This is a genomic window from Clostridium porci (assembly GCF_009696375.1).
GTDB classification, from domain to species: Bacteria; Bacillota; Clostridia; order Lachnospirales; family Lachnospiraceae; genus Enterocloster; species Enterocloster porci.
On record NZ_VUMD01000002.1, the window covers coordinates 303,365 to 325,268 of the forward strand.

The window sequence follows — 21,904 nt, forward strand, 5'->3', positions numbered from 1 at the left end:
ATGGAAGTTAGGAAAGATTATGCGGTTCAGATGCATGATATTACCATTCGATTCGGAGCCTATACTGCATTGGATAAGGTTCAGCTTGATGTAAAGAAGGGCTCTATTCATGCGGTTTTAGGAGAAAACGGCGCCGGAAAAACAACACTTATGAATATTTTGTACGGCTTGTACCAGGCAAATGAGGGAGAAATCTATATGTATGGGGAAAAAACAGATATGAAAAATCCCAACGTTGCCATTGCTCATGGAATCGGCATGGTACACCAGCATTTCATGCTTGTGGACAATTTTACAGTTGCTCAGAATATCATTCTTGGACAGGAAACAACCAGAAAATTTGGGGTTGTGGATCTGGAATGCGCCAAAAAGAAAGTGCTGGAGCTGGTGAAAAAATACGGTCTGGAGGTAGATCCGGATGCCTATATTTCTGATATTTCCGTCGGTATGCAGCAGAGGGTGGAAATTCTGAAAACTCTTTACAGAGGTGTGGATGTCCTGATTCTGGATGAGCCGACAGCCGTTCTCACCCCTCAGGAGATCCATGATCTGATTGATATTATGCACAAGCTGGTGGATGACGGAAAAACCATTATTATTATTACCCATAAGCTAAAGGAGATTAAAGCCTCTGCCGATTACTGCACCATTATCCGGCGCGGAAAATATATTAAGACAGTGGATGTAAAGCAGGTTTCCCAGGAAGAGCTGGCGGATATGATGGTGGGCCACAGAGTAAAGCTGGTGGTTGACAAGGAAAAGGCGAATCCGGGAGATGTGGTTTTGGAGATCGACGGCCTATCCGCCAAAGACAGCCGCGGCGTGTATGTCCTGAATAACCTGTCCTTGAAGGTAAGGCGCGGGGAGATTTTCGGAATTGCGGGAATTGATGGAAACGGGCAGAAGGAGCTTGTGGAGGCCATCACGAACCTGATCCGTGTGGAAAGCGGAACCATTAAGATCAACGGCCAGAGAATTGAGAACAGGACCACCAGAGAAACGATGGACGCGAAAGTGTCTACTATTCATGAAGACAGGCAGAAACGGGGCCTGGTACTTGATTTTTCAGTAGAGGAAAATACGGTGCTGGATACCTATATGAAAGCACCCTTCTCGAAACATGGCATTCTGAATAAAAATGAAATCCGAACCTTTGCTTCCGGCCTCTTAAAAGAGTATGATGTCCGTCCGGATAACTGTGAAGCCCTTGCAATACGCGGCCTGTCCGGCGGTAATCAGCAGAAGGTCATCATTGGACGTGAAATTGCCAACAATCCTGACCTGCTCATTGCTGTACAGCCCACAAGGGGATTGGACGTAGGCGCCATAGAATATGTGCATAAGATGCTTGTCAAAGAGCGTAACAAAGGGAAAGCGGTTCTTCTGATCTCTCTTGAACTGGATGAAGTCATGAATGTTTCGGATACCATTGGAATCATCTACGGCGGTTCGATCCGCTGCGTTGTAGAACCGGAGGAAGTAGATGAGAAAACAATCGGTTTGATTATGGCGGGAGGTACGTTAGATGGAAAAAACAGCTAAATTACTCAAGAAACCGATTGCAGCGACCTTGATTGCCATCTTGTTTGGATTTCTTGTGTCTGCTGTCATTCTGGGGATGGCCGGATACAATCCGTTTTCTGCATTTAGCGCTTTGATAAATGGCATCTTTGGAAGGCCAAAGTATATATCCAATGTCCTTATTAAGAGCACTCCGTTGATCCTGACAGGAGTGAGCGTGTCCTTTGCCTATAAAATGGGATTATTTAATATTGGAGCAGAAGGACAGTATATAGTGGGCGCACTTGCTGCAAATATAGTAGGAATTGTCTGTGATTTCCATCCGGTGATCCAGATCCCTTTGGTACTGCTGGCAGGCGTCCTTGCAGGAGCCATCTACGGAGGGATTGCAGGCTGGCTTAAAGCAAGATTCAGCATCAATGAGGTTATCACCGGTATCATGCTGAACTGGATCGCCTTATACCTTTCCAACTTTGTGTGCAAAATGGAGGCTTTTCATAAGCCGGACACAGATGGTACCTACAGGATCAATGAATCCGGTTTTATCTCCTTCTTTACGAACTGGAAGACAACGGAGGCTGCCGGGGATTTTATGAAGGGGCATCCGGTTCTTGGGGATATTCTTAGGACTGATGTGAATGCAGGTATCCTGATTGCCCTTGCCCTGACGCTTGTGATCTCCTTTATTCTTTTTAAAACAACAAAGGGATATGAGCTGCGTGCAGTAGGGCTCAACAAAGCTGCGGCAGAATTTGCCGGAATCAATGTGAAGAGAAATATGATCCAGACCATGGTGATTGCCGGAGCGCTGGCAGGAATTGCGGCAGCAATTTCAATTTCAGGCAATAACCCCCACAATATTACACAATTATCAGCCTTTGAATCCTACGGTTTGAATGGACTTTCCGTTGCGTTTATTGCCGGCGGCTCCCCTATCGGATGTATTTTTTCAGGCCTGCTGTTTGGCGGCTTGCTTTACGGCGGACAGTCTGTGCAGTATTTCACAGGCGCACCGTCAGAGATTATCGATATTATGATTGGCATTATTATATTCCTGATCGCTTTAAAGGATATAATACGGGTTTTTGCTGAGAAATTGACGAAATGAGGTGGATATAATCATGATAAATACGATTACATTATTAATAGGCGTAACCCTGATGTATTCCACTCCTCTGATTTTTGGGGCGCTTGGCGGCGTTATATCTGAACGCTCCGGTGTAATTAACATTGGAATTGAGGGAATGATGACCATCGGCGCCTTTGTGGGGGCGGCTGTGGGCTATTACAGCGGCAATCCATGGGCCGGCCTACTGTGCGCAGGGATTGCAGGAGGGGCTCTGGCTCTGCTTCACGGGATTGCTTCTATCTCTTTCCGGGCGGATCAGACGATCAGCGGTGTTGCCATAAATCTGTTAGGACCGGCGCTGGCCGTGTTTTTCTGCAGGCTTACCTTTGACGGAGCTACCGTATCTTATCCTGTTCCCAACAAGCTGCCCAAGCTCCTGGGCAGCGGTGTCAGAGGGATGAAGGCAAATCTGAATATCGACATTATGGTTCTGGTAGCATTGGCATTTGCGGTTGTGATGTGGTTTGTTCTCTACCGTACCAAATGGGGAATGAGAATCCTTGCGGTAGGCGAGAATCCGGCAGCAGCAGATACCCTTGGCATCAATGTCTACAGAACTCGGTATATCTGCGTGATCCTATCCGGCATTCTGGCTGGCATTGGCGGCTCTGCCGTAACTCTTGGGATTGTAGCGCAGTTTTCCCAGACTGCGATAGCAGGGCAGGGATTCATCGCGCTGGCGGCCGTTATTTTTGGAAAATGGAAACCACAGGGTGTATACAAGGCATGTCTGATCTTTGGCTTTGCCCAGGCTTTGACTGTGGTTCTCGGCGGCGGGGCAATTTCCATTCCAACAGAGATTCTTGCCATGCTGCCCTATGTGTTGACCGTTGTAAGTCTTATTATGTTTGTAGGCAAATCGGTTGCTCCAAAAGCGGACGGCGTAGCCTATGTAAAAGGTAAGAGATAAAAAAACACAGGAAGCAATGATGTCAGATAAAAGCAGGATGCAGCAAGATAGACAGAAAAAATAGAATCTAGAAGGTTATAAGAGGTAGGTTGAAAATGAAAACGTTTAAACGAATTTTTACAATCGTAATTGATTCCCTTGGAGCTGGCGCCCTGCCGGACGCGGGGGACTATGGAGATACAGGAGCAGACACCCTGGGACATATTTCGGAATCCATGAAGGAATTTCACATTCCGAATCTCCAGAAATTAGGAATAGCAAATCTTCATCCTTTAAAACAGGCAGCAGCTGTAGAGCATCCTCTTGGATACTATATGTATCTCAATGAGGCAAGTACCGGAAAGGACACGATGACAGGGCATTGGGAAATGATGGGGCTTCATATTACAAAGCCCTTCCGTACATTTACGGAAACCGGTTTTCCAAAGGAGCTGCTGGACGAGCTGTCCAGAAGAACGGGGCGCGTCATTATCGGCAATAAGAGCGCCAGCGGAACCGAAATCCTGGACGAGCTTGCAGAGGAGGAAATCGCCACAGGGCACATGATTGTCTATACTTCTGCGGACTCTGTACTGCAGATTTGTGGAAATGAAGAAACCTTTGGATTAGAGGAGCTTTACCGCTGCTGTGAGATTGCAAGAGAGATCACCATGAAAGACCAGTGGAAGGTGGGCCGTGTCATTGCCAGACCATATGTAGGCAAGAAGAAGGGAGAATTTAAGCGCACCAGCAACCGCCATGATTATGCGCTGAAGCCTTATGGAAGAACTGCGCTGAATGCATTAAAGGACGCGGGGCTGGACGTGATCTCCGTAGGAAAAATCTTCGATATTTTTGACGGGGAAGGCCTTACGGAATCCAATAAATCCCAAAGCTCCGTTCATGGAATGGAGCAGACCATAGAGATAGCAGGAAGGGACTTTAAAGGTCTGTGTTATGTGAATCTGGTGGATTTTGACGCACTGTGGGGACACCGCCGGGATGTAGAAGGGTATGCAAAGGAGCTGGAGAAATTTGACGAGAAATTAGGGGAGCTGTTGACTGTGCTTCGTGAGGATGACCTGCTGATCCTCACTGCAGACCATGGAAACGATCCTACCCATACAGGAACTGACCATACAAGAGAGCGAGTTCCCTTTATTGCTTATTCCCCGTCCATGGAAGGTTGCGGCAGGCTGGAGGATATGGAGACATTTGCTGTGATTGGAGCGACCATTGCGGAGAACTTCGGGGTTGACATGCCAGAGGGCACCATAGGAAGCTCTGTTCTTAAGGACCTTGTGTAAGAAAAAAGATGCCAGCCCCTTTTTATAAAGGAATACTGTGCAGAAGGATGGTAAAACATGAGTAATCATATGATCATAGAACTGGTTGGATATATCAGCTCAATCCTGGTGCTGATTGCATTTCTTATGTCATCTGTGGTGAAGCTGAGAATTGTGAATTCTATCGGCTCTTTTATGTTTGCTGTATATGCTTTGCTTATTCAGTCTTATCCCACAGCCTTGATGAATTTCTGTCTGGTAGGTATCAATATTTATTACCTGTTGCGCCTTAAAAAGCCTGACAGACAGTTTGACCTGATAAAAGGCAATGTGGATGAAGCATTTTTTGATTATTTTCTGGAGCGCTATAGAGAGGATATAACAAGCTGTTTTCCCGGCCAGAACCTGGAGGTAAGGGGAAATGCTGCTTATCTTGTTTGTTGTGACGCAACGCCTGCAGGGATGATGCTAGGAAACAGGCAAAAAGACGGAACTCTGGAGGTGCTGCTTGACTATTCCACACCGGCATATCGTGACTGCTCCGTGGGGGAATATCTGTATTCAAAGCTGCAGAAGCAGGGAATCCGTAAACTGGTATTTTCCGGGAACGAAGAAAACCATGAAACGTATCTAAGGAAGATGGGATTTGTCAGAGAAAATGGTGTTTATGTTAAAAAGCTGTAGTAAGTATGGGGATGATGAAACATAGAAACAGGATAGTATATGGAATAAAAATCAGACCCGTCAGAACCAAAACACAGTTCCAAGTGGCTCCTAGCTATGGAACTGTGTTTTTTTGCTGTTAGGGCAAAGCCCTGTTTTGCATTGTGGAGTTTTTCAGTGTCTGCTTCTCCTTGACAGATGCACTAAGCCGGTGGTCTTGACTCTTGGCCGATGTATTCCAGCGGGTTTGACTTTTTTCTGCATCTATTTTATACTTGGCATAGTGGATTCACATTGGCTACCGGGGAATATTTAAGAAATTGCCATAAGGACAGAGCAGGAGAGGGATATGATTGCATTAAGGGCGGAGGATGTAAGGACGTTTACCTCCAAGCTGTTTGTAAAGGAAGATTTTGACCAGTTTTTAGTTAAGGAGATCGAGATTGTAACCTTTAACCGTTTTACCATAGATGGGCACATACGACAGGGATATTTTGGAGAGGAGGAGTTGGAGGAGCGCAAAATTGAGGAGTTTTCTTCCTGGAAAATGCTCCGTCCTATATGCTTCACCTTGATCAAGGGAAAGAAGCTGCCAGGCAGCTTCCGCATTGTGCTGCAGCTGAGTCCGGGAGCAGTAGAGAAGTTTGTAAAAAACTCAGGCTTGGGTATCACTGAAAGCCAGATTCAAGGCCTTTATCTTAATATCCGGTACGAGGAGGGAGTCCTGTACTGCGTTACAGGCACCTCCCTCTATGTATTTACACTGGACAAAGCTCTGGAAACAGAGTGGGACAGGACAGTGGAACGGTTCATGCGGGAGCATGATATTGTATGTGTAAGATAATCCGGCGGAAAGGTGAATACCGGCTAACTAGTATTGCCAAGCTTATTTTATGCTATATTAATAAAAATGAGATTTGCTGATATGTCAAGAGGAAGATGAAAAAGACGTTCAGCAGTCCGAAAGTACAGGATCCGTTTATGGGAAGTTAAAAGCGCTTTTATAGTGGGAAGAGGAAGAGATATGGACAGCTATATATACCAAAATAATTTAAAAATTAAATGTAATATTGAATTAAACCAGATATATCATTTTTCTGTCTCAGAACAGATTGGAGACCACGCATTTGCGGAACTTTCAGCAGGCATAGAGACGGATTCTCTGGAGTTGTTAGGGCAGGAGATGAATAGCCAGCCAATTATGATTTATTCTACAAAAGGCAACACAGAGGATTTGATTTTTTCAGGCGTGATATGCAGAATTTGTGTAGAAAAGAAAGCTTCCTATGACGTTATATACATTGCGGCATATTCAGTCTCTCGGTTAATGGACTTAGAACGAAAAAGCAGATCATTTCAAGGTATAACAAATGGGTCGGTTGTGGGATTAATCCAAAAAGTTGCCGAGGAAAATGAATTCCAAATCATATGCTCAGGAAAAGATGAAATCGTTACAAGCCCATTTATACAGTATAAGGAAACAGATTGGGAATTTCTTTTAAGGCTGTCTACGCATCTTCATTTGCCTCTTTTAGCGGCAAGCGATTATGCTGGCAAAGGGATTTATGTCGGTTTTAAAGAGCACAGTATACCTTTAGAAGTAACCCCATCAAAGGAAATATGGCGAATGGATGCTGAGCAGGCAGGCTCTGCAAATGGGAGAGGAAGGGCGGGTACATATTTTGAGGTGGTTACGGGCCAGATACTCCATGTGGGTCAGAGTGTAAGCTATAAGAATGAACGATTATGGACATATGAAGCATCAATGGAATTAAAGAATGGGGTTTTACAGTGTAAATATAAATTGGCAGGAAAAGACTATCGTTCATTTTCAACCGTTTATAATTCCCATATCAAAGGGGTATCCCTGACCGGTACAGTGTTGGAGCGGTCAGGAGAGACTGTAAAAATACATTTGGATATGGATGAAGAACAGGCTGCTGAAAAAGCTTTTCCATATTTGTGGCTTCCAGAGCATGGAAACATGGTGTATTGTATGCCCGAAACGGGAAGTAAGATCCGGCTGTTGATTCCAGGAGAGGATGAACGGGAAGCAATTGGAATTCACTGTGTAAGACAAAATGGACAAGTATGTGAAGATACGCAGAATCCCAATACCCGTTGCTTTCAATCCGGTGAAAATAAAAAAATAACGCTGCAGCCGTCACTTATAGGGATAACGGCAGATAGTGAAGGGTCTAATATCATATTACAGGATGGGGCAGGCGGCATTATCAGCAGCAGTGAAGAAGTTTTGATTCAGGCAAAAGGCGAAGTTTATTTGCAGGGAAGCGAGGTTGAATTGACGGCTCCTGCCGAAGTTACCGCTATTAAGCGGCAGCTGGGATCGCCAACAGTCGTAAATATCTGCCATAATCTGGATTCGATAGGGAGATACAGCACCTTTAAAAATCTTGGGGAATTAAAGACTCAGACCATATCGGAAAAAAGTAAACGCTCAACAGGAATAGAGGTAATAGTGAATAAGAAGAAAAAGGAAAAAGTGGAGAAGGAAAGAGAAAAACTGAAATTTAAACTAAAAGAGCTAATGGAGGACAATGACGCAGGAAATGGTTATGAGCTTGGAGCCTCCATAGTGAATATTATTTCTGCCATTCCACAATGTGTTGGGCAGGATCAAATATCTCAGATTGCATTAGGGCTTCGCCCGATTAAGGGAAGGATGAAGGGGGATTAATATGGCATATTCAGTAACAAATGGAGCTGTGGGGAAAAGTCCGTTGATTGATAAAATGAATCAGCTGCCTGTAGCTCAGGTGAAGCGTATGGCTTCAAAGCAAATGGAACAACTGGTATTTGGACATAGGAATAAGATATATCCGCCCATTCCGGTTTCCTTTGACGCTTGTAAAAAGGAAGTAAAAACACAGCTGCACAGATATCAGGAAAAGAGGTAAGTGGGATGGATCAATCTAAGAAAAAGCGGTCTTTGTTCAATGAACGTCTTTTGGTGGATATACCGGAAGCTTATCAGGTTATGGATATTAAGAAGGCGGAAATGATGTATCCTTATGAAAAAAGGCCGCAGATTATGTTAGAAGATAAGGCTGGGGCAAGATTATGTACGTTTTCATTACTGAAAGAACAGAGACTATCGAAAAATCAGGTGGAGGAGGCAATCCAGTCTATTACCAAAATTATCTTAAGCCTGTATCCTTCAAGCTTGCTGCGGAAACCAGAAGTATTAAGACGGAAAGAAGGGGGATGTGGTTGGTTTGCCTTTCAGACATCCCAAAGGGAAGGAAAATTGTATAACATTATGTACGTTTTCCCGGTTGATGGATGGATGATGCTTGGCACCATGGGATGCAGGATGGAGGACGAAGCAGGAAAAAAGAATATGATAGAAATCATGAATTCTTTGGAGATACCCGAAGTGGAGCCTTCCTATGTAAAAGCCCGAAAGCTGCTGTTCTCTTAAAAATGGGGGTGTTAAACAGAATGAAGAGAGGTATCTGTGTGGACAAAGAAATTATTGCTTTACGGGGATATTATCAAAGCCGGACAAGGATATATGATTTAATGAAAGATGAAATCCCTATCTGCGGGAAGAAAGTCCGCTTTGTTCCATTTCCTCTTTTTGATGGAAAGGTCTGCGCATGGTTACCTGAGGATTTTGTAGTAATGCCAGAGCGAATTGCAAATGTTAGATACATAACGGAATACCGCCCGCCAGTAATCTTAACCAATATGAGATATGACGAAAATTTTTGTTTTCATTTACTTACGGAGGAAGCGCTTCAGGGAGATGCTTCATTGGATGCATACATCCGGAAAATGAAGGATGCCATATTGCTGCATGCCCCTGAAACCGTGATGTATGACCAGGGAGATATTGTTTCAGACAAACTGAAAGGAAAATGGTTTGAATACAAAAACTTTACGTTAGATGAAGAAACATATCATTTACAGTTCTTAATTTCTTTCGGAGCCTATCTGCTGGCGGGAGCATTTAATTGCAGGATGATGTTTTATGAGGAATGGAAAAAAGCGGTAATCCAATCGTTGGAATATATGGAAATTGGGGAAAAGGAGGAGAAAAGAAATGAAGGCAGATAAAATTCAAATTTCATCGTTTGATTTTCTGACAATCGATTGCCTGGAAATAGACCAGCAAATCGGACAACATGCAACAGGGCTAATATCCGGATATATTTGTGATAAAGAGACTGAAGAATATAAAAGGCGTGTGTTGGAAAACAGGTGGATAACAGTTACCGCAGAGGATGAAAACGGAGAGAAAAAGCTTGTGATGGGAGGAATCATTGCTGGTTTTTCCTTTGAAACGGAGCCTCATGCCACAAGGATGAAGTTGGTTTTAAAAAGCGGAACCTATTTGATGGATGGCGCGCCACATTTTCGATCCTTTCAGGATCTGAATGTTACTTATCTGGAGGTAATGAACAGCATCAATGAATGCTATGGCAGCTATGGCGTGATTGCAGAACCGTGTATTGAGAAAACGAAGATTGATTTCTTATTACAGTATAAAGAAACAGACTGGGAATTTATCAAGAGGCTGGCCAGCCTCTTTGGACTGGAGATTACACCGGCGATTACCAGAGAGGGGGTATTTTACTATGTAGGAAATGCAAGCTATGCCACCTATCAACTGTCAGGGACAGCTGATTGCATCAGTAAAAACCTTGACGCATTTATGGCCCAGGGAGCAAAGGGGATAGGTGGATTGAAGGAACAGGATTATCTGGAATACCGTATTTCATCAAGAGAGCTTTATGATTTATGGGATTTGCTTATCTTCAGGAACGAAGGGGGATATATCCATCGGATTCACAGGGAATATAAGCAAGGAGAGTTATATAACATCTACACACTTCGACCAGCCAATGGAATGAAGACAGCCCGTCTCTTTAATGAATGTCAGGCAGGATGCTCCTTTCAGGCGTCTGTAAGCAATGTGATGCAGGATATGGTTCAGATCTCAATCGCAAATGATGAAAATAGCAGCCAGACAGTGAGCAAATGGTTCCCGTTTTCGACCGGGTATTCCTCACCGGACGGGGCGGGATGGTACTGTATGCCGGAGCTTGGGGATCGTGTCCGCCTGCAAATCCCGGACTGTATGGAGGAGCATGGCTATGTGATAAGCGCGGTTCATCTGGAGACCGGGGAAGACAGAAAAGAACCGGAGCATAAGTCCTTTAAAACGAAATATGGGAAGGAATTGCTGTTCACTCCCGACAGTGTGGAGCTGACCAACCATCAGGGGATGTCCATTAAAATCAAAGACGGGGAAGGCATACAGATAGTCAGCAGCCAGGACATCTCCATATCAGCCGGGGGAAGGATGACCATATCCAGCGAAGGTTCATCCCTTGTTGTTGCCGGAACCAAATGCGTGGACATCAGGCAGGGCAGCGCCGGTCTCCATATGGATCAGGATGTTACATTTACCGGAGGGAAGTTCAGGATACAATGAGAAGCCGAGAGGATGAAATACTGCATATTGCACAGCCGATTATTTCAGAACAGTTTCATAAAAGCATCCAAAAGACCGTTCTGTTTTGCGAGCAGAATAGTGAGAAGGTGGTGAAGGGATTTTTAGACGCTCTTTACACAGCACTGGAACATGCGTTTTTGCAGCAGGATCGGAAGAGAAAAAATAAAATAAAGTATGTGCAGTTCTCACATCTGTTCAGCAGCTTGTTTATGGGGAGATATTGGATCCGGATTGACATGCTGGACGGAGGCTTTTACAGCGATGGTTCCAGCCCGGAATCCTACTGGGACGCAGGAATCGTTTACCGCTTATTTGAGGAGGATATCCGGGAAATAAGAAAAGAGCTGGAGCAGAGGATCCCCAGAATCCGTGAATATGAAATAGACGCAATCCGTTATGCGTATGCGCCCTGTTATCATAGAATCGCAAAGGCCCTGTTAGAGACGCTGCTGGAGGAAACAGCCGCAAATGGAGGGCTCCTGTGGGAAGAAAGCCGGTGGGAGGAAACGACGCAGATTTTATTTGGAGAGTATATGGGGCAGGCGGATCTACTGTTTACCTTATGGAAAGGGGGAAAAGGCGGATGAGATATTTCAGGATTTATACAGATGACAGAAATCCTCTTCCCCGGATTCTGAACTGGAATTCCCTTGTAAAACCGGGCAGGCGGGCAGAACAGAGCATTTATGAAGCTCTGGGGAGGAACAATTATTTAAAAGTGGAGCTAAACAGGGAGTGCCAGTTTATGGACATCCTCTGCTATCCCTGCTTCCTGGCGTCAAAGGATATGGCTGACCTGATCCGCCTATACTGCCCTAACACCCGGTTTAAAAACATGTTTTTATACGATGAAGCCAACCAGAGGACGGCGCATTACCTGGTTCCACAGCTGGAGGAGATAGACTGTCTGCATGAAAGGAGTGAATTGAGCCGGGATAAAAGCGAGATAACAAGGGGGATCCTGGTAAAGGAAAGGATAGAAGGCCATCCAATCTTTCGGATTGGCCAGATAGAAGGGCGCTATACCATCGCCAATCTGGAGTTTATAGAAAGTGCATACAGGAGGGAAGTAAGGGGTATGAAAATAGAGGAATTTACAGTACAATGAGAGGGGGACTCCGAAATGGGCTGGATAGACTGGTCGTGGTGGATGAAGGAAGAGGAGAAGCCGGCGGAGCCATTGGTATTAGGGGCGGAGCTGGAATGTGAGTACGGCTCCCAAAGAAGCTTTTTAATGGTGGAAACGGACGGGATCAGCATAAACGACCTGCCGAAGGCATGCGTGGAGGACAGCATTGCCCACAGGAATATCCATCCCTTTGGGAAATGCCTGAAAAACGATGAGTGCTATTTTAAGATGGATCTAGAGGAGCGCTGGGTCAACGCGGAGCCGCAAACAGAGAGGGTAAATGGGAAGGAAATCATAACAACCAGCTCCACGCTCATCTGCAAAGCGTCGGGAATGGCAATCCGGGCGGTCACATCAGGCCAGGATGGGAGGTTTGCGCGGTTTCAACAATTCCTGAGAAATATGGAGCGTAAATACCCAGGGCTGAGAGAAACCCTGGAGGATCCATATGGAAGCGTATATCTGGAAGGGAACTATGAAATGGCGCTGCAGTTTTTGGAGGAACAGATAGAAGGCCGGGAGGAAGGGCTGGAAATCGTTACATTATATGACCCTAAGAACCTGGAAGGAGCATACATACTAGCGGCGTTGGAGCGGCTGATGACGGACTGCGAAGTAAGGTCATTTGAAGGTTTCATGAACGACTTAAGAGATACAGCCAACCAGCACGGAATGCAGGGAAAGGAGGGATGGGATCAAAACTATCTAAATGAGGCGATGATGGAGCTGCTGAGGAAGGATTGTAAGGAGACAGCGGAGCGGATCGAAACAAACCCGGTGTACCGTGGGATTGAAAAGCAAAAGATGTTTGGGAGCTGGCTGAGGGAATGCACGGAGGCATTTGCGTATACGACAGTCATGTATTCGTCAGCGTTGGCTGAGGGAAATAGCTCAGGCAGAAGGATGGAGGGGGATAAGGGAAGGGGAGCGGTTAAAAAGGGAGAGGAGAAGGGGAAAGAGAGTGGAAGTGTGAAGGGCTCTTCCGAAATGGGAGGGGAGAGAGTTGACGGTAAGGGGGGTAGTAAGAGTGGTAGTAAGAGTGGCTCAGGAAGCAAATTCCAAGAAGTATTTGACCTAGCAGACAACTATACTTTAAGTGATGATACCTTTGACAATCATATACTCGATAGACATGGACCTAATTCTACATACGGAAACAAATCACATTTTAATGCAGATTTTGATATTAGAAATAGTATTGATAGTACATTGACAGGGGACAACTTCATTGTAGGTCCTAATACTGCTGGAAGAGAAGGTTATATTTTTGAACAAACATTTTCCAATCCAATAGGGACAAATAGCAAAGGGAAACCATTATATACTTTAAAAGTAGTTATTGATGAGGCTGGAAATGTAATTACTGCGTTTCCCAAAAAGTAGTAGGAGGTTGTTGTAATGAACTTTTACATAGGTAATTCAATAGATGAGATTAATGAACAAGATGTCAACGTAGAATTTTGCGATGAGTTGATTGATTTTATCTATAAAATGAGTGGACAAGTATCCTTTGATATGAGTAAATTGTACCAGATTGATCCTTATGATGATGTTGAAGTTTCTAAAAATGATTTGTTTCAAATCGCCGAAATATGCAAATATATATTGGACACAGCATTGCTTCAGAATTATGAAGAACCAGATGAAGGCAGACAAATGGTGCAAGACTTATTAGAGATTATCCAAAAAGCGATGACAAGTGATTTAGGACTAGTTTCGATAGGAGATTGATGATTTGCATTATGTAATAAAATTGTAACATTTCCCTTGACACTTCCAAAACATCCATGTTACAATGGCACCCACCAGGGGGTATAAGGGGGATAAGCTGCTCCGTAATACCTAAACAAAAACACATAATAGGAGATGTTCCGTAGCTACTATGGGCTATAGTGCATCTCCTATTTTTCTGTTACATGGAAATCCTGATAAAATTGTCCCAAAGCATAATAAATTTTTGAACAGTAGTGAAAGTTATGCCATACCATACTTCTCCCAACGGCTCTGCCGGTGGGGGTTTTCCGGCTTATGCCGCCGAAGGACGGCATAAGCCCTTTAACCTGCACTATTTTCGACCCTAATATTTTTCTTATATTTTCTAAAAGTATCTTCTTTCACATTTCCCCAACAAGCCCTAAAAAGTCTATCATGGGTAACTCCTCGACTTCGCTCTTAAAATCGCACACAGGGGCAACACAGGCTCTCACAGGGGCAAGAGAAAGTTGATTTGTCTGTCTAAAAAATGAATTTGTGCATATTTACGGTTTTTTCTCTGTTTTTGGTCTATGGCATAAAGCCAATTCTGTCTTCACATCGCCAAAGTTTCCTCCGATTTTTCAAAACAAAAATTTTGACTTGCAACTGTTCTTTTTCAGAGTTAACATCACACACCACGAAGGAGATTTCTTCTGCTTCATGTCCTGTGTTCTACAGGATGTATCCATCTCCATGAAAGTCAGCGGTGTTCCTTTGCGGAATATTTTGTGCCTGACCAGAAGTGGATAGGCTATACCACTCTTGCACACTTGGTTGCTGAAAAGATGCGTAATTCCGAGAAAGATGCTTAATAGTTGAGATTGCCACTATTTTGCCAAACATTGAGATTGGGGTTGATTTTATGGTAAAAGAAAATTTTATTTATGTGGGTATCGATTTACACAAAGAAACCCACACAGCAGTTATGATTGACTGCTACAATCAAAAGCTTGGAGAGATTACTTTTCCAAACAGACCAGCCGATTTTCCTAAGCTGGTAACAAAGGTTAAAAAATGTAATACTGATGCAAAAGAAGTAGTCTATGGTCTGGAGAATGCTTATGGTTACGGCAGACCTTTAGCGGTGTGGCTGATTGATAAGGGGTATTTTGTAAAGGATGTAAATACCGCTATCTCACATCGACAGGCAAAGCACCGGGGTGCCATGTATCGCAAAAGTGACAGTGATGATGCGGAAGCCATTGCACTTGCAACATTAAACATGCTTGATAAGCTTCCGGATGCTTGTCTGAACGATGCGTACTGGTCACTTGGTCAGTTGGTGCATCGTAGGGACAATATCATGAAACAGCGAACCAGACTGGTTAATCAGTTGCACGAGCAGTTGTGTATTGCGTATCCGTCGTATAAGTCATTTTTTAATGACATCAGTAGACCTACTGCACTGTACTTCTGGGAGCATTATCCATCCAGAAAGTATCTTAGGGGTAAGTCTGTGGAAGATTTACGTAAGGAACTTGTTCCCGTCAGCCACAATAGATGTTCGACCAAAAACTGTGAGAAAATCTTGGATGCGGTAGCAAGTGACAAGGTAAAAAATAATGCTTACCAAGATGCCAGGGACATGGTGACTCTTAGCATTGTCAGTGATTTACAGCACTATGACAGCCAACTGGCAGAGGTAGACAAGATGCTGGAACAGATGTATAAGATGCTTGGCTGCACGCTTACAACCATTCCCGGTGTAAATGTTATCACAGCAGTGAAGATTCTTGCTGAAATCGGTGATATCAAACGCTTTAGTAATGCTAATAAGTTGGCACAGTTTGCAGGAATTGCACCACTTCATTTATCATCTAGCGGTAAGGGGAAAGATGTAGCTACCAAGCAGGGTAACAGACGATTGCAGGCAACCATTTATTTCCTTGCAATCCAGATGGTGCAGGTATCCTCAAAGGGTACACCGAGAAATTCGGTGGTACGGGCATATTATGAGAAACGTAAGGCAGAGGGAAAAACCAGTCAGCAGGCACTGATTTGCATTTCAAGACGGTTAATCAGTATTATTTATGGAATGTTAAAGCATGGTACGGAATATCGTATGCCAGTGGTGGAAAGTGCTGGCGAAAAGTAGTGAAATAATGGCAAATATGTAGTAGAATTTTAAGCAGATGTGATAGTCAGCTTTGGGAAGTGTACGCATTTTCCGGAAGAGTGGCATCGGCTTGGATTATTATAAGGGTAAAGAGTTTATGTCAAGAGTGGTAGTAACACCAAAGCAACTTTTGCGTCTGAAGAAAAATTATTATCACATTTTGATAAGCATGGCGGTGAGTTTAAAGGAATATTTAATACGGCAGACGAATATTTGCAAGGTGCACAAGATGTAATGCAAAATGGATATAAAGTTGAATATGCATACAAAGGTGAAATAAGAACCGGATATGTTCAATTTATGGGTAATAATAGCAAGGGCAATGCAAAGTTTGCTTTTGTTGGTACTAATAATGAGGGTTATATTACTACATTCCATACTGAGAGTGGAAAATCATTTTGGAAGATGTTGAATGGAGAAAATACACCTGTTATTAATCCTAAATAGAGAGAAGGGTGATACACATGAAATATGATTGCGAAATAATAAATATTGTCGAAGATGAAGTTACAGTTAGAATCGGAGATGCATGTATCACAGGATTTGTTAATTGTGGAATCATGAAAAAAATAGGACAGGAGGCAATCGTTGAGGTATTACTATATGATGATTTAGAAATTGCACAGTGTGATGAAAAAAAACTTAGCATAGAAAGGAAAAATCAAACTTTCGAATATTCACTTTTTGGAATATTGGATATTGATAGAGGAATTTTGAAGTCTGTAATCAATTTTGAAATAGATAAAGAAGAGTTATACGATTATGGGTACTTGGACGGTAAACAAGTAAAAATAGATGTATTAAGAATTGATTTAGATTTTGAATAATTTAAAAACTGGAGAATAGTCATGAAATACAAAACTTTCTCCAGTTTATATTTCAAATTGTGCATAAGGGCAGTTGAAAGTAGCTGTAACAATTTTGTCCCTATTCCCATTGACGCCCCATAAATATCCATGTTACAATGGCACTCACCAGGGGGTATAAGGGGGCTGAAAAGTTCTCGTAATACCTAAATAAAAACACATAATGGGAGATGTTCCGTAGCTACTATGGGCTATGGCGCATCTCCTATTTTTCTGCTACATGGCAATCCCGATAAAATTGTCCCCAAGCATAACAAATTTTTGAACAGCAGAGAAAGTTATGCCATACCACATTTCTCCCAACGGCTCTGCCGGTGGGTGTTTTCCGGCGTATGCCATCCTCTGGTGGCACACGCCCTTTAACCTGCACACATTTCGACCCTACTATTTTTCTCAATTTTCAGAAAAAAGTGGTTGTTTCACATCGAGCCAACGAGCCGATATACTTGGCTCATGGTACATCTTCCGATACCAGCTGGAAAAGGGCAACACGGGTGGTCACGGTGCGTCACAGGGGCAAGAGACTTGCGGCGAGCGAGCGGAAGGAAACAACTCACGGATAAATTCGTCTGTCTGCCTGAAAATGATGGCAGGATTCTACCTGCATAGGTTTGTACCCGGTAGTTTCTCTGAAGAAAACCTGGAAATGGCTTAAAATTGTGCTTTTGGTTGTAACAATGCAGGAAACCAGCATAAAGTTTTTGGAGAATCCGCAAAAAGGTATTCAAAAAACAGGGGTATCCAGCATAACAATTTTACGGCTCCGTCACCCGGAGCAGTCCTCCTTTCATGGGCGAATTGTTCACCGTGGGTAGCAGAATACCGGAAATGAAAAAGCTGGGTGCCACCAAGCCACCCAGAAGAAAATTTTTCGACCCTGAGAGGAATGTTGGCAGTAAGGATATGGTAAGAAATATGCAAGGAAAAAAAAATTGATTTCCAAGACGGTTCCATGGTAAAATGGCGCACACCAGGGGGTTTAAGGGGGAGGAAACACAGCGGAATCTTCAGAAAAAAACAGACAGCAGATACACATAGAAAACAGGAACAGCACATGCCGCCGCTCCTCATGAAGTATGGCGGCATGTGTTGTTCCTGTTTTAAAGACTGTTGGTTAATTTCATGGCACGAATACCATCCTTAACACCACAGGTGTAAAGATAAGCGGTTTCTTTTGCATGGCGTTCTGTGGTTAAATCGAAGAACCGGCTGATGGTTTTTCGCTCTTTTTTGGTCAGCCGTTTCAGGATTGCCTCCACCCGGTCTAACATCTGTGATTCTTCCTGCCTGCCGTCTGCCTTGGGATGGGACAGTTCCTGCCAATGCAGTTCCATCCGTTCGTAGATGATATATTCTATCCATTCTTTCTCGCTCATTGCGTTCACCTCCCTTCGCACCACAGAGGATACCGGAAGGCTCCGCAGAAGTCGATACCACAATGCACCAAACCAGAGGACAGATTTTAAAGCACCTTACACAAATCGGAAAATCCATCAGAAAAAGGACTTGAATCCGTTCGTCACCAGAGGTAACATACGACACACCTCGAAAGAGGAATAACCTGTAGAAACCTTTGGTTATAGGGACGGATAGGCTTTTCCCCCCTTGCGATGGCCGTAGCTTTTGCGCGTAAATCGGCATATAACGCTTATCAGTTGAGGTTGCCGGCGATATCTGTGGCTGGAGATGGAGACAGGAAGTGGAGGAAGGATGATACTTGAGGAAAGAAAACATTATTTATGTGGGGATAGATCTGCATAAGGAAACCCACACAGCGGTCATGCTGGACTGCTGGAACCACAAGCTGGGAGAGATCACGATCGAGAACAAACCGGCGGAATTTCATAAGCTGACGAGAAAAGTCAGCCGGTTTGTAACAGAGGAAAAGACAGCCGTTTACGGCTTGGAGAACGCTTACGGCTATGGCCGCACACTGGCGGTATGGCTGCTTGAAAAAGGATTTCTTGTGAAAGATGTAAACACGGCCTTGTCCTATGCCCAGAGAAAAAGTGTCCCAATGTATCAAAAAAGCGACAGCTATGATGCGGAAGCGGTGGCGCTGGTGCTGATTAATCTGCTGGACAAACTGCCGGATGCCGCCCCGGATGATAAATACTGGACGCTGAGCCAACTCGTGAACCGGAGGGATAACATCAACATTCATCAGCAGAGACTAAAGAACCAGATGCATGAACAGCTCTGCATGGCATATCCAAGCTATAAGAAATTCTTCCAGGACATTGGTCGCCCAACTGCTTTATATTTTTTTCATGAATACCCATCACCGGTCCATCTGCGAGGAAAGACCGCAGAGGAACTGGCGGGAGAACTGCGCCCGGTGAGCCACAATAACTGTTCTGTCAAACGGGCGGAAAAGATACTGGAACTGGTAAAGTCCGATGGAGAAACCTGCCGTGACTGTCAGGAAAGCCGAGACATCATCACCAGAAGTCTGGCATATGATTTGGAACATTACCGTAAACAGATGGAGGAAGTGGAGGCGGCAATCGAAGCCATGCTCCCTGAATTTGGCTGTACCCTTATAACCATGCCGGGAATCGATATTATCACAGCGGCGAATATCCTTGCAGAGATAGGAAACATTGACCGTTTTCCCAACGCAAAAAAACTGGCGAAGTTCGCCGGAATCGCACCCATCAATTTTTCCTCAGCAGGAAAAGGGAAGGATGTGTGCCCAAAACAGGGAAACCGGAGATTACAGGCCATCTTTTATTTTCTTGCAATCCAGATGGTGCAGGTAGCGCCCAGCGGAACGCCGAGGAATGCGTTATTTCGTGAATATTTCCTGAAAAGGCTGGAGGAAGGCAAGAATAAGCCCCAGGCGTTAATCTGCATCGCCAGACGCTTAGTAAATATCGTATACGGAATGTTAAAGAACCACACGGAATACCGGGAGCCGGAGAGCAAAACAGGGGACGAAACTGTTTGAAAGAGGCCATAGGAACGCTTATAATGGAGAGAAGAACAGCAGAAGAAGGAATCCCCCTTGTTCTTTTTCTGCTTTAGTATTTAAAGATTTAGAACTGCCAGATCCTTAAGGACAGTCCGCTTTTTCCAAAGAAGGGATGGAAAAGGCGCAAAAAGCATAAGGGTTGAGTGTCTATGCCAAGGGGGGAAGTAAGGGTGGTACATCAACATCAAGACCTACATGGAGACAATCGGAGCTCGATGCAGCAAAGGATTTCCCGGATTATGATGCTCAAAAATCATTTATTAATGGAGAAGAGGTTCCGTATGGAACAAAAGGAAGTGTACGTCCTGATTATTACAAGGATGGATTTAGTGTAGATATAAAAAATTATAATGTAGAAAGTGCAAGTGGTAGAAGTAATCTTGCGCGGAATATAGAAAAGCAGTATTATCAAAGAATAGAAAATTTGCCCGATGGAACAAAGCAATCAGTTATGATTGATGTTAGAGGTCAAAATGTTTCAGATGCCGCTTTAAATGCGTTGTATGATGACATTATGCAGAGAACGAATAACTGTGTCGAAATACTGTTTAAGATGGACTAGGAGGATAGCATGGCAGTTGGATTTAAGGTAAAATTTTATTGGTATCAAATAGGACATGGTGATTTTTTGCAGTCATTCTTTTCTACAGTAGCATATAATTTAGAAAATGAGAACTGGGGAAGTCGTTTTCCGGTAATTATGAACGAATTATATCAAGGGAAATTAGAACACGAAAATATAGATAGGGCATTAGAGGAATTGAGTATAATCAAGAAAGAGTTACAAACATTCAGTCCTGAAAAGGTAGTATGGGATATAGAAGATTTGTCAAAACAGCCTCCATGGGGAAGTGATATTAGTAAAGACATCACAGATTTATCTAATTATTTTGTAACAAGTGATGGGAATGATTTTCTAACCGTTTTTGCTCATGCATTAGAGAAAGCAAAAGAAATAAATACTGAAATAGAAATCAAATCCATGTAATAATTTTGTAATATTTTTCACTTGACGATCCTCAAACGCCCATGTTACAATGGCACTCACCAGGGGGTATAAGGGGGAAGATAGAACTTCTCAATATCTAATTTAAACACAGTATCGGAGGTATTCTTAGGCTTAAAAAGTCTCGGAATACCTCCGATTTTTCTGTAATTATTTCAAATCTGCCAGTTGCATTAGCAGAGAAAAACAGCACTGCATCGCCATACGGAATACTACCGAAGTATAGGCGGCGTTCTGAGCATGAATGCTGGCTATCCATTTCTTGATGATATTCCGCTGTTCTTCGGATAAGTCGAGATTTTCATATTGCTCACAAAGTTCTGCTTCTTCCGCTGTCGCTTCCAGATATTCGGTATCTTGCTGCAGATTCTGATAAACATTGTTATGCTCCCGTTCTTCCAGATGCATAAAAAGAAGTTGGGAAAAATCTATATCTCTCATTAGGCGAACCTCCTTTCCGAGATGAAATCTCTGACACAGACGATACCGAAAAAGCAGAAATCAATCCATTCACAGAATCCAATAAAAATCGTTGCTGAAAATATGGCAGAATAAACAAAACCATTTTGATGGCATAAAAAATCAGAGAAAAGAGGGAAATGTTATGCCATAGTAGTTTTCCCCAACGGCTCTGCCGGTGGGCGTTTTAGCGAGTGGTGCCGTCTTTTTGGCACCACTCCTTTAACCTGCACACATTTCGACCCTACTATTTTCTCAATTTTCGGAAAAATGTAGTTGTTTCACATCGGGTCAACGAGCCGATATATCTGGTTCATGGTACATCTTTTCGAGTTCGGCCGGAAAAGGGCAACACGGGCGGTCACGGCGCGTCACAAAGGCAAGAGAATTGCGGCGAGCGAGCGGAAGGAAACAACTCACGGATAAATTCGTCTGTCTGCCTGAAAATGATGGCAGGATTCTACCTGCATAGGTTTGTACCCGGTAGTTTCTCTGAAGAAAACCTGGAAATGGCTTAAAATTGTGCTTTTTGGCCGTAACAATGCAGGAAACCAGCATAAAGTTTTTGGAGAATCCGCAAAAAGGTATTCAAAAAACAGGGGTATCCAGCATAACAATTTTGCGGCTCC

Annotated in this window: 23 protein-coding genes; 21 read left to right on the top strand and 2 right to left on the bottom strand. The window is 43.6% G+C overall.

Features of this window, described 5'->3' with window-relative positions:
• From FYJ39_RS03675 to FYJ39_RS03760, 18 genes are all read left to right on the top strand, one after another.
• Entirely contained in the window at positions 1 to 1,542 is a 1,542-nt protein-coding gene (locus tag FYJ39_RS03675) for an ABC transporter ATP-binding protein (protein WP_154471091.1), read from the top strand.
• Positions 1,526 to 2,629 carry an ABC transporter permease gene (locus FYJ39_RS03680; RefSeq protein WP_154471092.1) on the top strand — a complete coding sequence of 368 codons (1,104 nt, stop codon included), beginning with the start codon at positions 1,526 to 1,528 and terminating at the stop codon, positions 2,627 to 2,629. The genes FYJ39_RS03675 and FYJ39_RS03680 overlap by 17 nt, the downstream gene beginning before the upstream one ends.
• A gap of 13 nt (positions 2,630 to 2,642) precedes the next feature.
• On the top strand, positions 2,643 to 3,560 hold the full coding sequence (locus FYJ39_RS03685) for an ABC transporter permease (protein ID WP_154471093.1): 918 nt from the start codon (positions 2,643 to 2,645) through the stop codon (positions 3,558 to 3,560).
• A 95-nt stretch (positions 3,561 to 3,655) separates the two neighbouring features.
• Complete coding sequence (locus tag FYJ39_RS03690) at positions 3,656 to 4,846, top strand: phosphopentomutase (RefSeq protein ID WP_154471094.1); 1,191 nt, start codon at positions 3,656 to 3,658, stop codon at positions 4,844 to 4,846.
• Between the two features lie 57 nt (positions 4,847 to 4,903).
• Positions 4,904 to 5,509: a YgjV family protein gene (locus FYJ39_RS03695; protein WP_154471095.1), complete on the top strand. Its 606-nt coding sequence runs from the start codon at positions 4,904 to 4,906 to the stop codon at positions 5,507 to 5,509.
• A gap of 328 nt (positions 5,510 to 5,837) precedes the next feature.
• Positions 5,838 to 6,332 carry a DUF5721 family protein gene (locus FYJ39_RS03700; protein ID WP_154471096.1) on the top strand — a complete coding sequence of 165 codons (495 nt, stop codon included), beginning with the start codon at positions 5,838 to 5,840 and terminating at the stop codon, positions 6,330 to 6,332.
• A gap of 180 nt (positions 6,333 to 6,512) precedes the next feature.
• Positions 6,513 to 8,186 (top strand): hypothetical protein, encoded by a 1,674-nt coding sequence (locus FYJ39_RS03705; protein ID WP_154471097.1) that lies wholly within the window; start codon positions 6,513 to 6,515, stop codon positions 8,184 to 8,186.
• Position 8,187: 1 nt separating this feature from the next.
• The gene (locus tag FYJ39_RS03710; protein WP_154471098.1) at positions 8,188 to 8,406 is read left to right on the top strand and encodes a hypothetical protein; all 219 of its coding nucleotides are present in this window, start codon (positions 8,188 to 8,190) and stop codon (positions 8,404 to 8,406) included.
• Between the two features lie 5 nt (positions 8,407 to 8,411).
• Positions 8,412 to 8,930 carry a hypothetical protein gene (locus FYJ39_RS03715; RefSeq protein ID WP_154471099.1) on the top strand — a complete coding sequence of 173 codons (519 nt, stop codon included), beginning with the start codon at positions 8,412 to 8,414 and terminating at the stop codon, positions 8,928 to 8,930.
• Positions 8,931 to 8,950: 20 nt separating this feature from the next.
• Complete coding sequence (locus tag FYJ39_RS03720; RefSeq protein WP_154471100.1) at positions 8,951 to 9,568, top strand: hypothetical protein; 618 nt, start codon at positions 8,951 to 8,953, stop codon at positions 9,566 to 9,568.
• Positions 9,555 to 10,949, top strand: a complete 1,395-nt coding sequence (locus tag FYJ39_RS03725; RefSeq protein ID WP_154471101.1) for a hypothetical protein — start codon at positions 9,555 to 9,557, stop codon at positions 10,947 to 10,949. The genes FYJ39_RS03720 and FYJ39_RS03725 overlap by 14 nt, the downstream gene beginning before the upstream one ends.
• Positions 10,946 to 11,557: a hypothetical protein gene (locus tag FYJ39_RS03730; protein ID WP_154471102.1), complete on the top strand. Its 612-nt coding sequence runs from the start codon at positions 10,946 to 10,948 to the stop codon at positions 11,555 to 11,557. Before FYJ39_RS03725 ends, FYJ39_RS03730 begins: the two co-directional genes overlap by 4 nt.
• Positions 11,554 to 12,078 carry a hypothetical protein gene (locus tag FYJ39_RS03735; protein ID WP_154471103.1) on the top strand — a complete coding sequence of 175 codons (525 nt, stop codon included), beginning with the start codon at positions 11,554 to 11,556 and terminating at the stop codon, positions 12,076 to 12,078. Before FYJ39_RS03730 ends, FYJ39_RS03735 begins: the two co-directional genes overlap by 4 nt.
• A 15-nt stretch (positions 12,079 to 12,093) precedes the next feature.
• On the top strand, positions 12,094 to 13,482 hold the full coding sequence (locus FYJ39_RS03740; protein WP_154471104.1) for a PAAR-like protein: 1,389 nt from the start codon (positions 12,094 to 12,096) through the stop codon (positions 13,480 to 13,482).
• A 15-nt stretch (positions 13,483 to 13,497) separates the two neighbouring features.
• Complete coding sequence (locus tag FYJ39_RS03745) at positions 13,498 to 13,830, top strand: hypothetical protein (protein ID WP_148446564.1); 333 nt, start codon at positions 13,498 to 13,500, stop codon at positions 13,828 to 13,830.
• 886 nt (positions 13,831 to 14,716) lie between these two features.
• Positions 14,717 to 15,949, top strand: coding sequence for an IS110 family RNA-guided transposase (locus tag FYJ39_RS03750; protein WP_154471105.1), 1,233 nt, complete (start codon positions 14,717 to 14,719; stop codon positions 15,947 to 15,949).
• A gap of 255 nt (positions 15,950 to 16,204) precedes the next feature.
• Positions 16,205 to 16,417, top strand: coding sequence for a hypothetical protein (locus FYJ39_RS03755; protein ID WP_195840367.1), 213 nt, complete (start codon positions 16,205 to 16,207; stop codon positions 16,415 to 16,417).
• 17 nt (positions 16,418 to 16,434) lie between these two features.
• Positions 16,435 to 16,797, top strand: a complete 363-nt coding sequence (locus FYJ39_RS03760) for a hypothetical protein (RefSeq protein ID WP_154471107.1) — start codon at positions 16,435 to 16,437, stop codon at positions 16,795 to 16,797.
• Between the two features lie 1,139 nt (positions 16,798 to 17,936).
• Here the strand turns inward: FYJ39_RS03760 and FYJ39_RS03765 are convergent.
• On the bottom strand, positions 17,937 to 18,212 hold the full coding sequence (locus FYJ39_RS03765; RefSeq protein ID WP_154471108.1) for a hypothetical protein: 276 nt from the start codon (positions 18,210 to 18,212) through the stop codon (positions 17,937 to 17,939).
• Between the two features lie 341 nt (positions 18,213 to 18,553).
• Between FYJ39_RS03765 and FYJ39_RS03770 the strand changes: the two genes are divergently transcribed.
• The 3 genes from FYJ39_RS03770 (at position 18,554) to FYJ39_RS03780 (ending at position 20,798) form a co-directional block, all read left to right on the top strand.
• Positions 18,554 to 19,786 (top strand): IS110 family RNA-guided transposase, encoded by a 1,233-nt coding sequence (locus FYJ39_RS03770; RefSeq protein WP_154471109.1) that lies wholly within the window; start codon positions 18,554 to 18,556, stop codon positions 19,784 to 19,786.
• Between the two features lie 163 nt (positions 19,787 to 19,949).
• Positions 19,950 to 20,372: a hypothetical protein gene (locus tag FYJ39_RS03775; RefSeq protein WP_154471110.1), complete on the top strand. Its 423-nt coding sequence runs from the start codon at positions 19,950 to 19,952 to the stop codon at positions 20,370 to 20,372.
• Positions 20,373 to 20,381: 9 nt separating this feature from the next.
• The gene (locus tag FYJ39_RS03780; RefSeq protein ID WP_154471111.1) at positions 20,382 to 20,798 is read left to right on the top strand and encodes an immunity 70 family protein; all 417 of its coding nucleotides are present in this window, start codon (positions 20,382 to 20,384) and stop codon (positions 20,796 to 20,798) included.
• A gap of 168 nt (positions 20,799 to 20,966) precedes the next feature.
• Here FYJ39_RS03780 and FYJ39_RS03785 read toward each other — a convergent pair whose 3' ends face one another.
• Positions 20,967 to 21,257: a hypothetical protein gene (locus FYJ39_RS03785; protein WP_154471112.1), complete on the bottom strand. Its 291-nt coding sequence runs from the start codon at positions 21,255 to 21,257 to the stop codon at positions 20,967 to 20,969.
• Between the last annotated feature and the right edge of the window lie 647 nt (positions 21,258 to 21,904).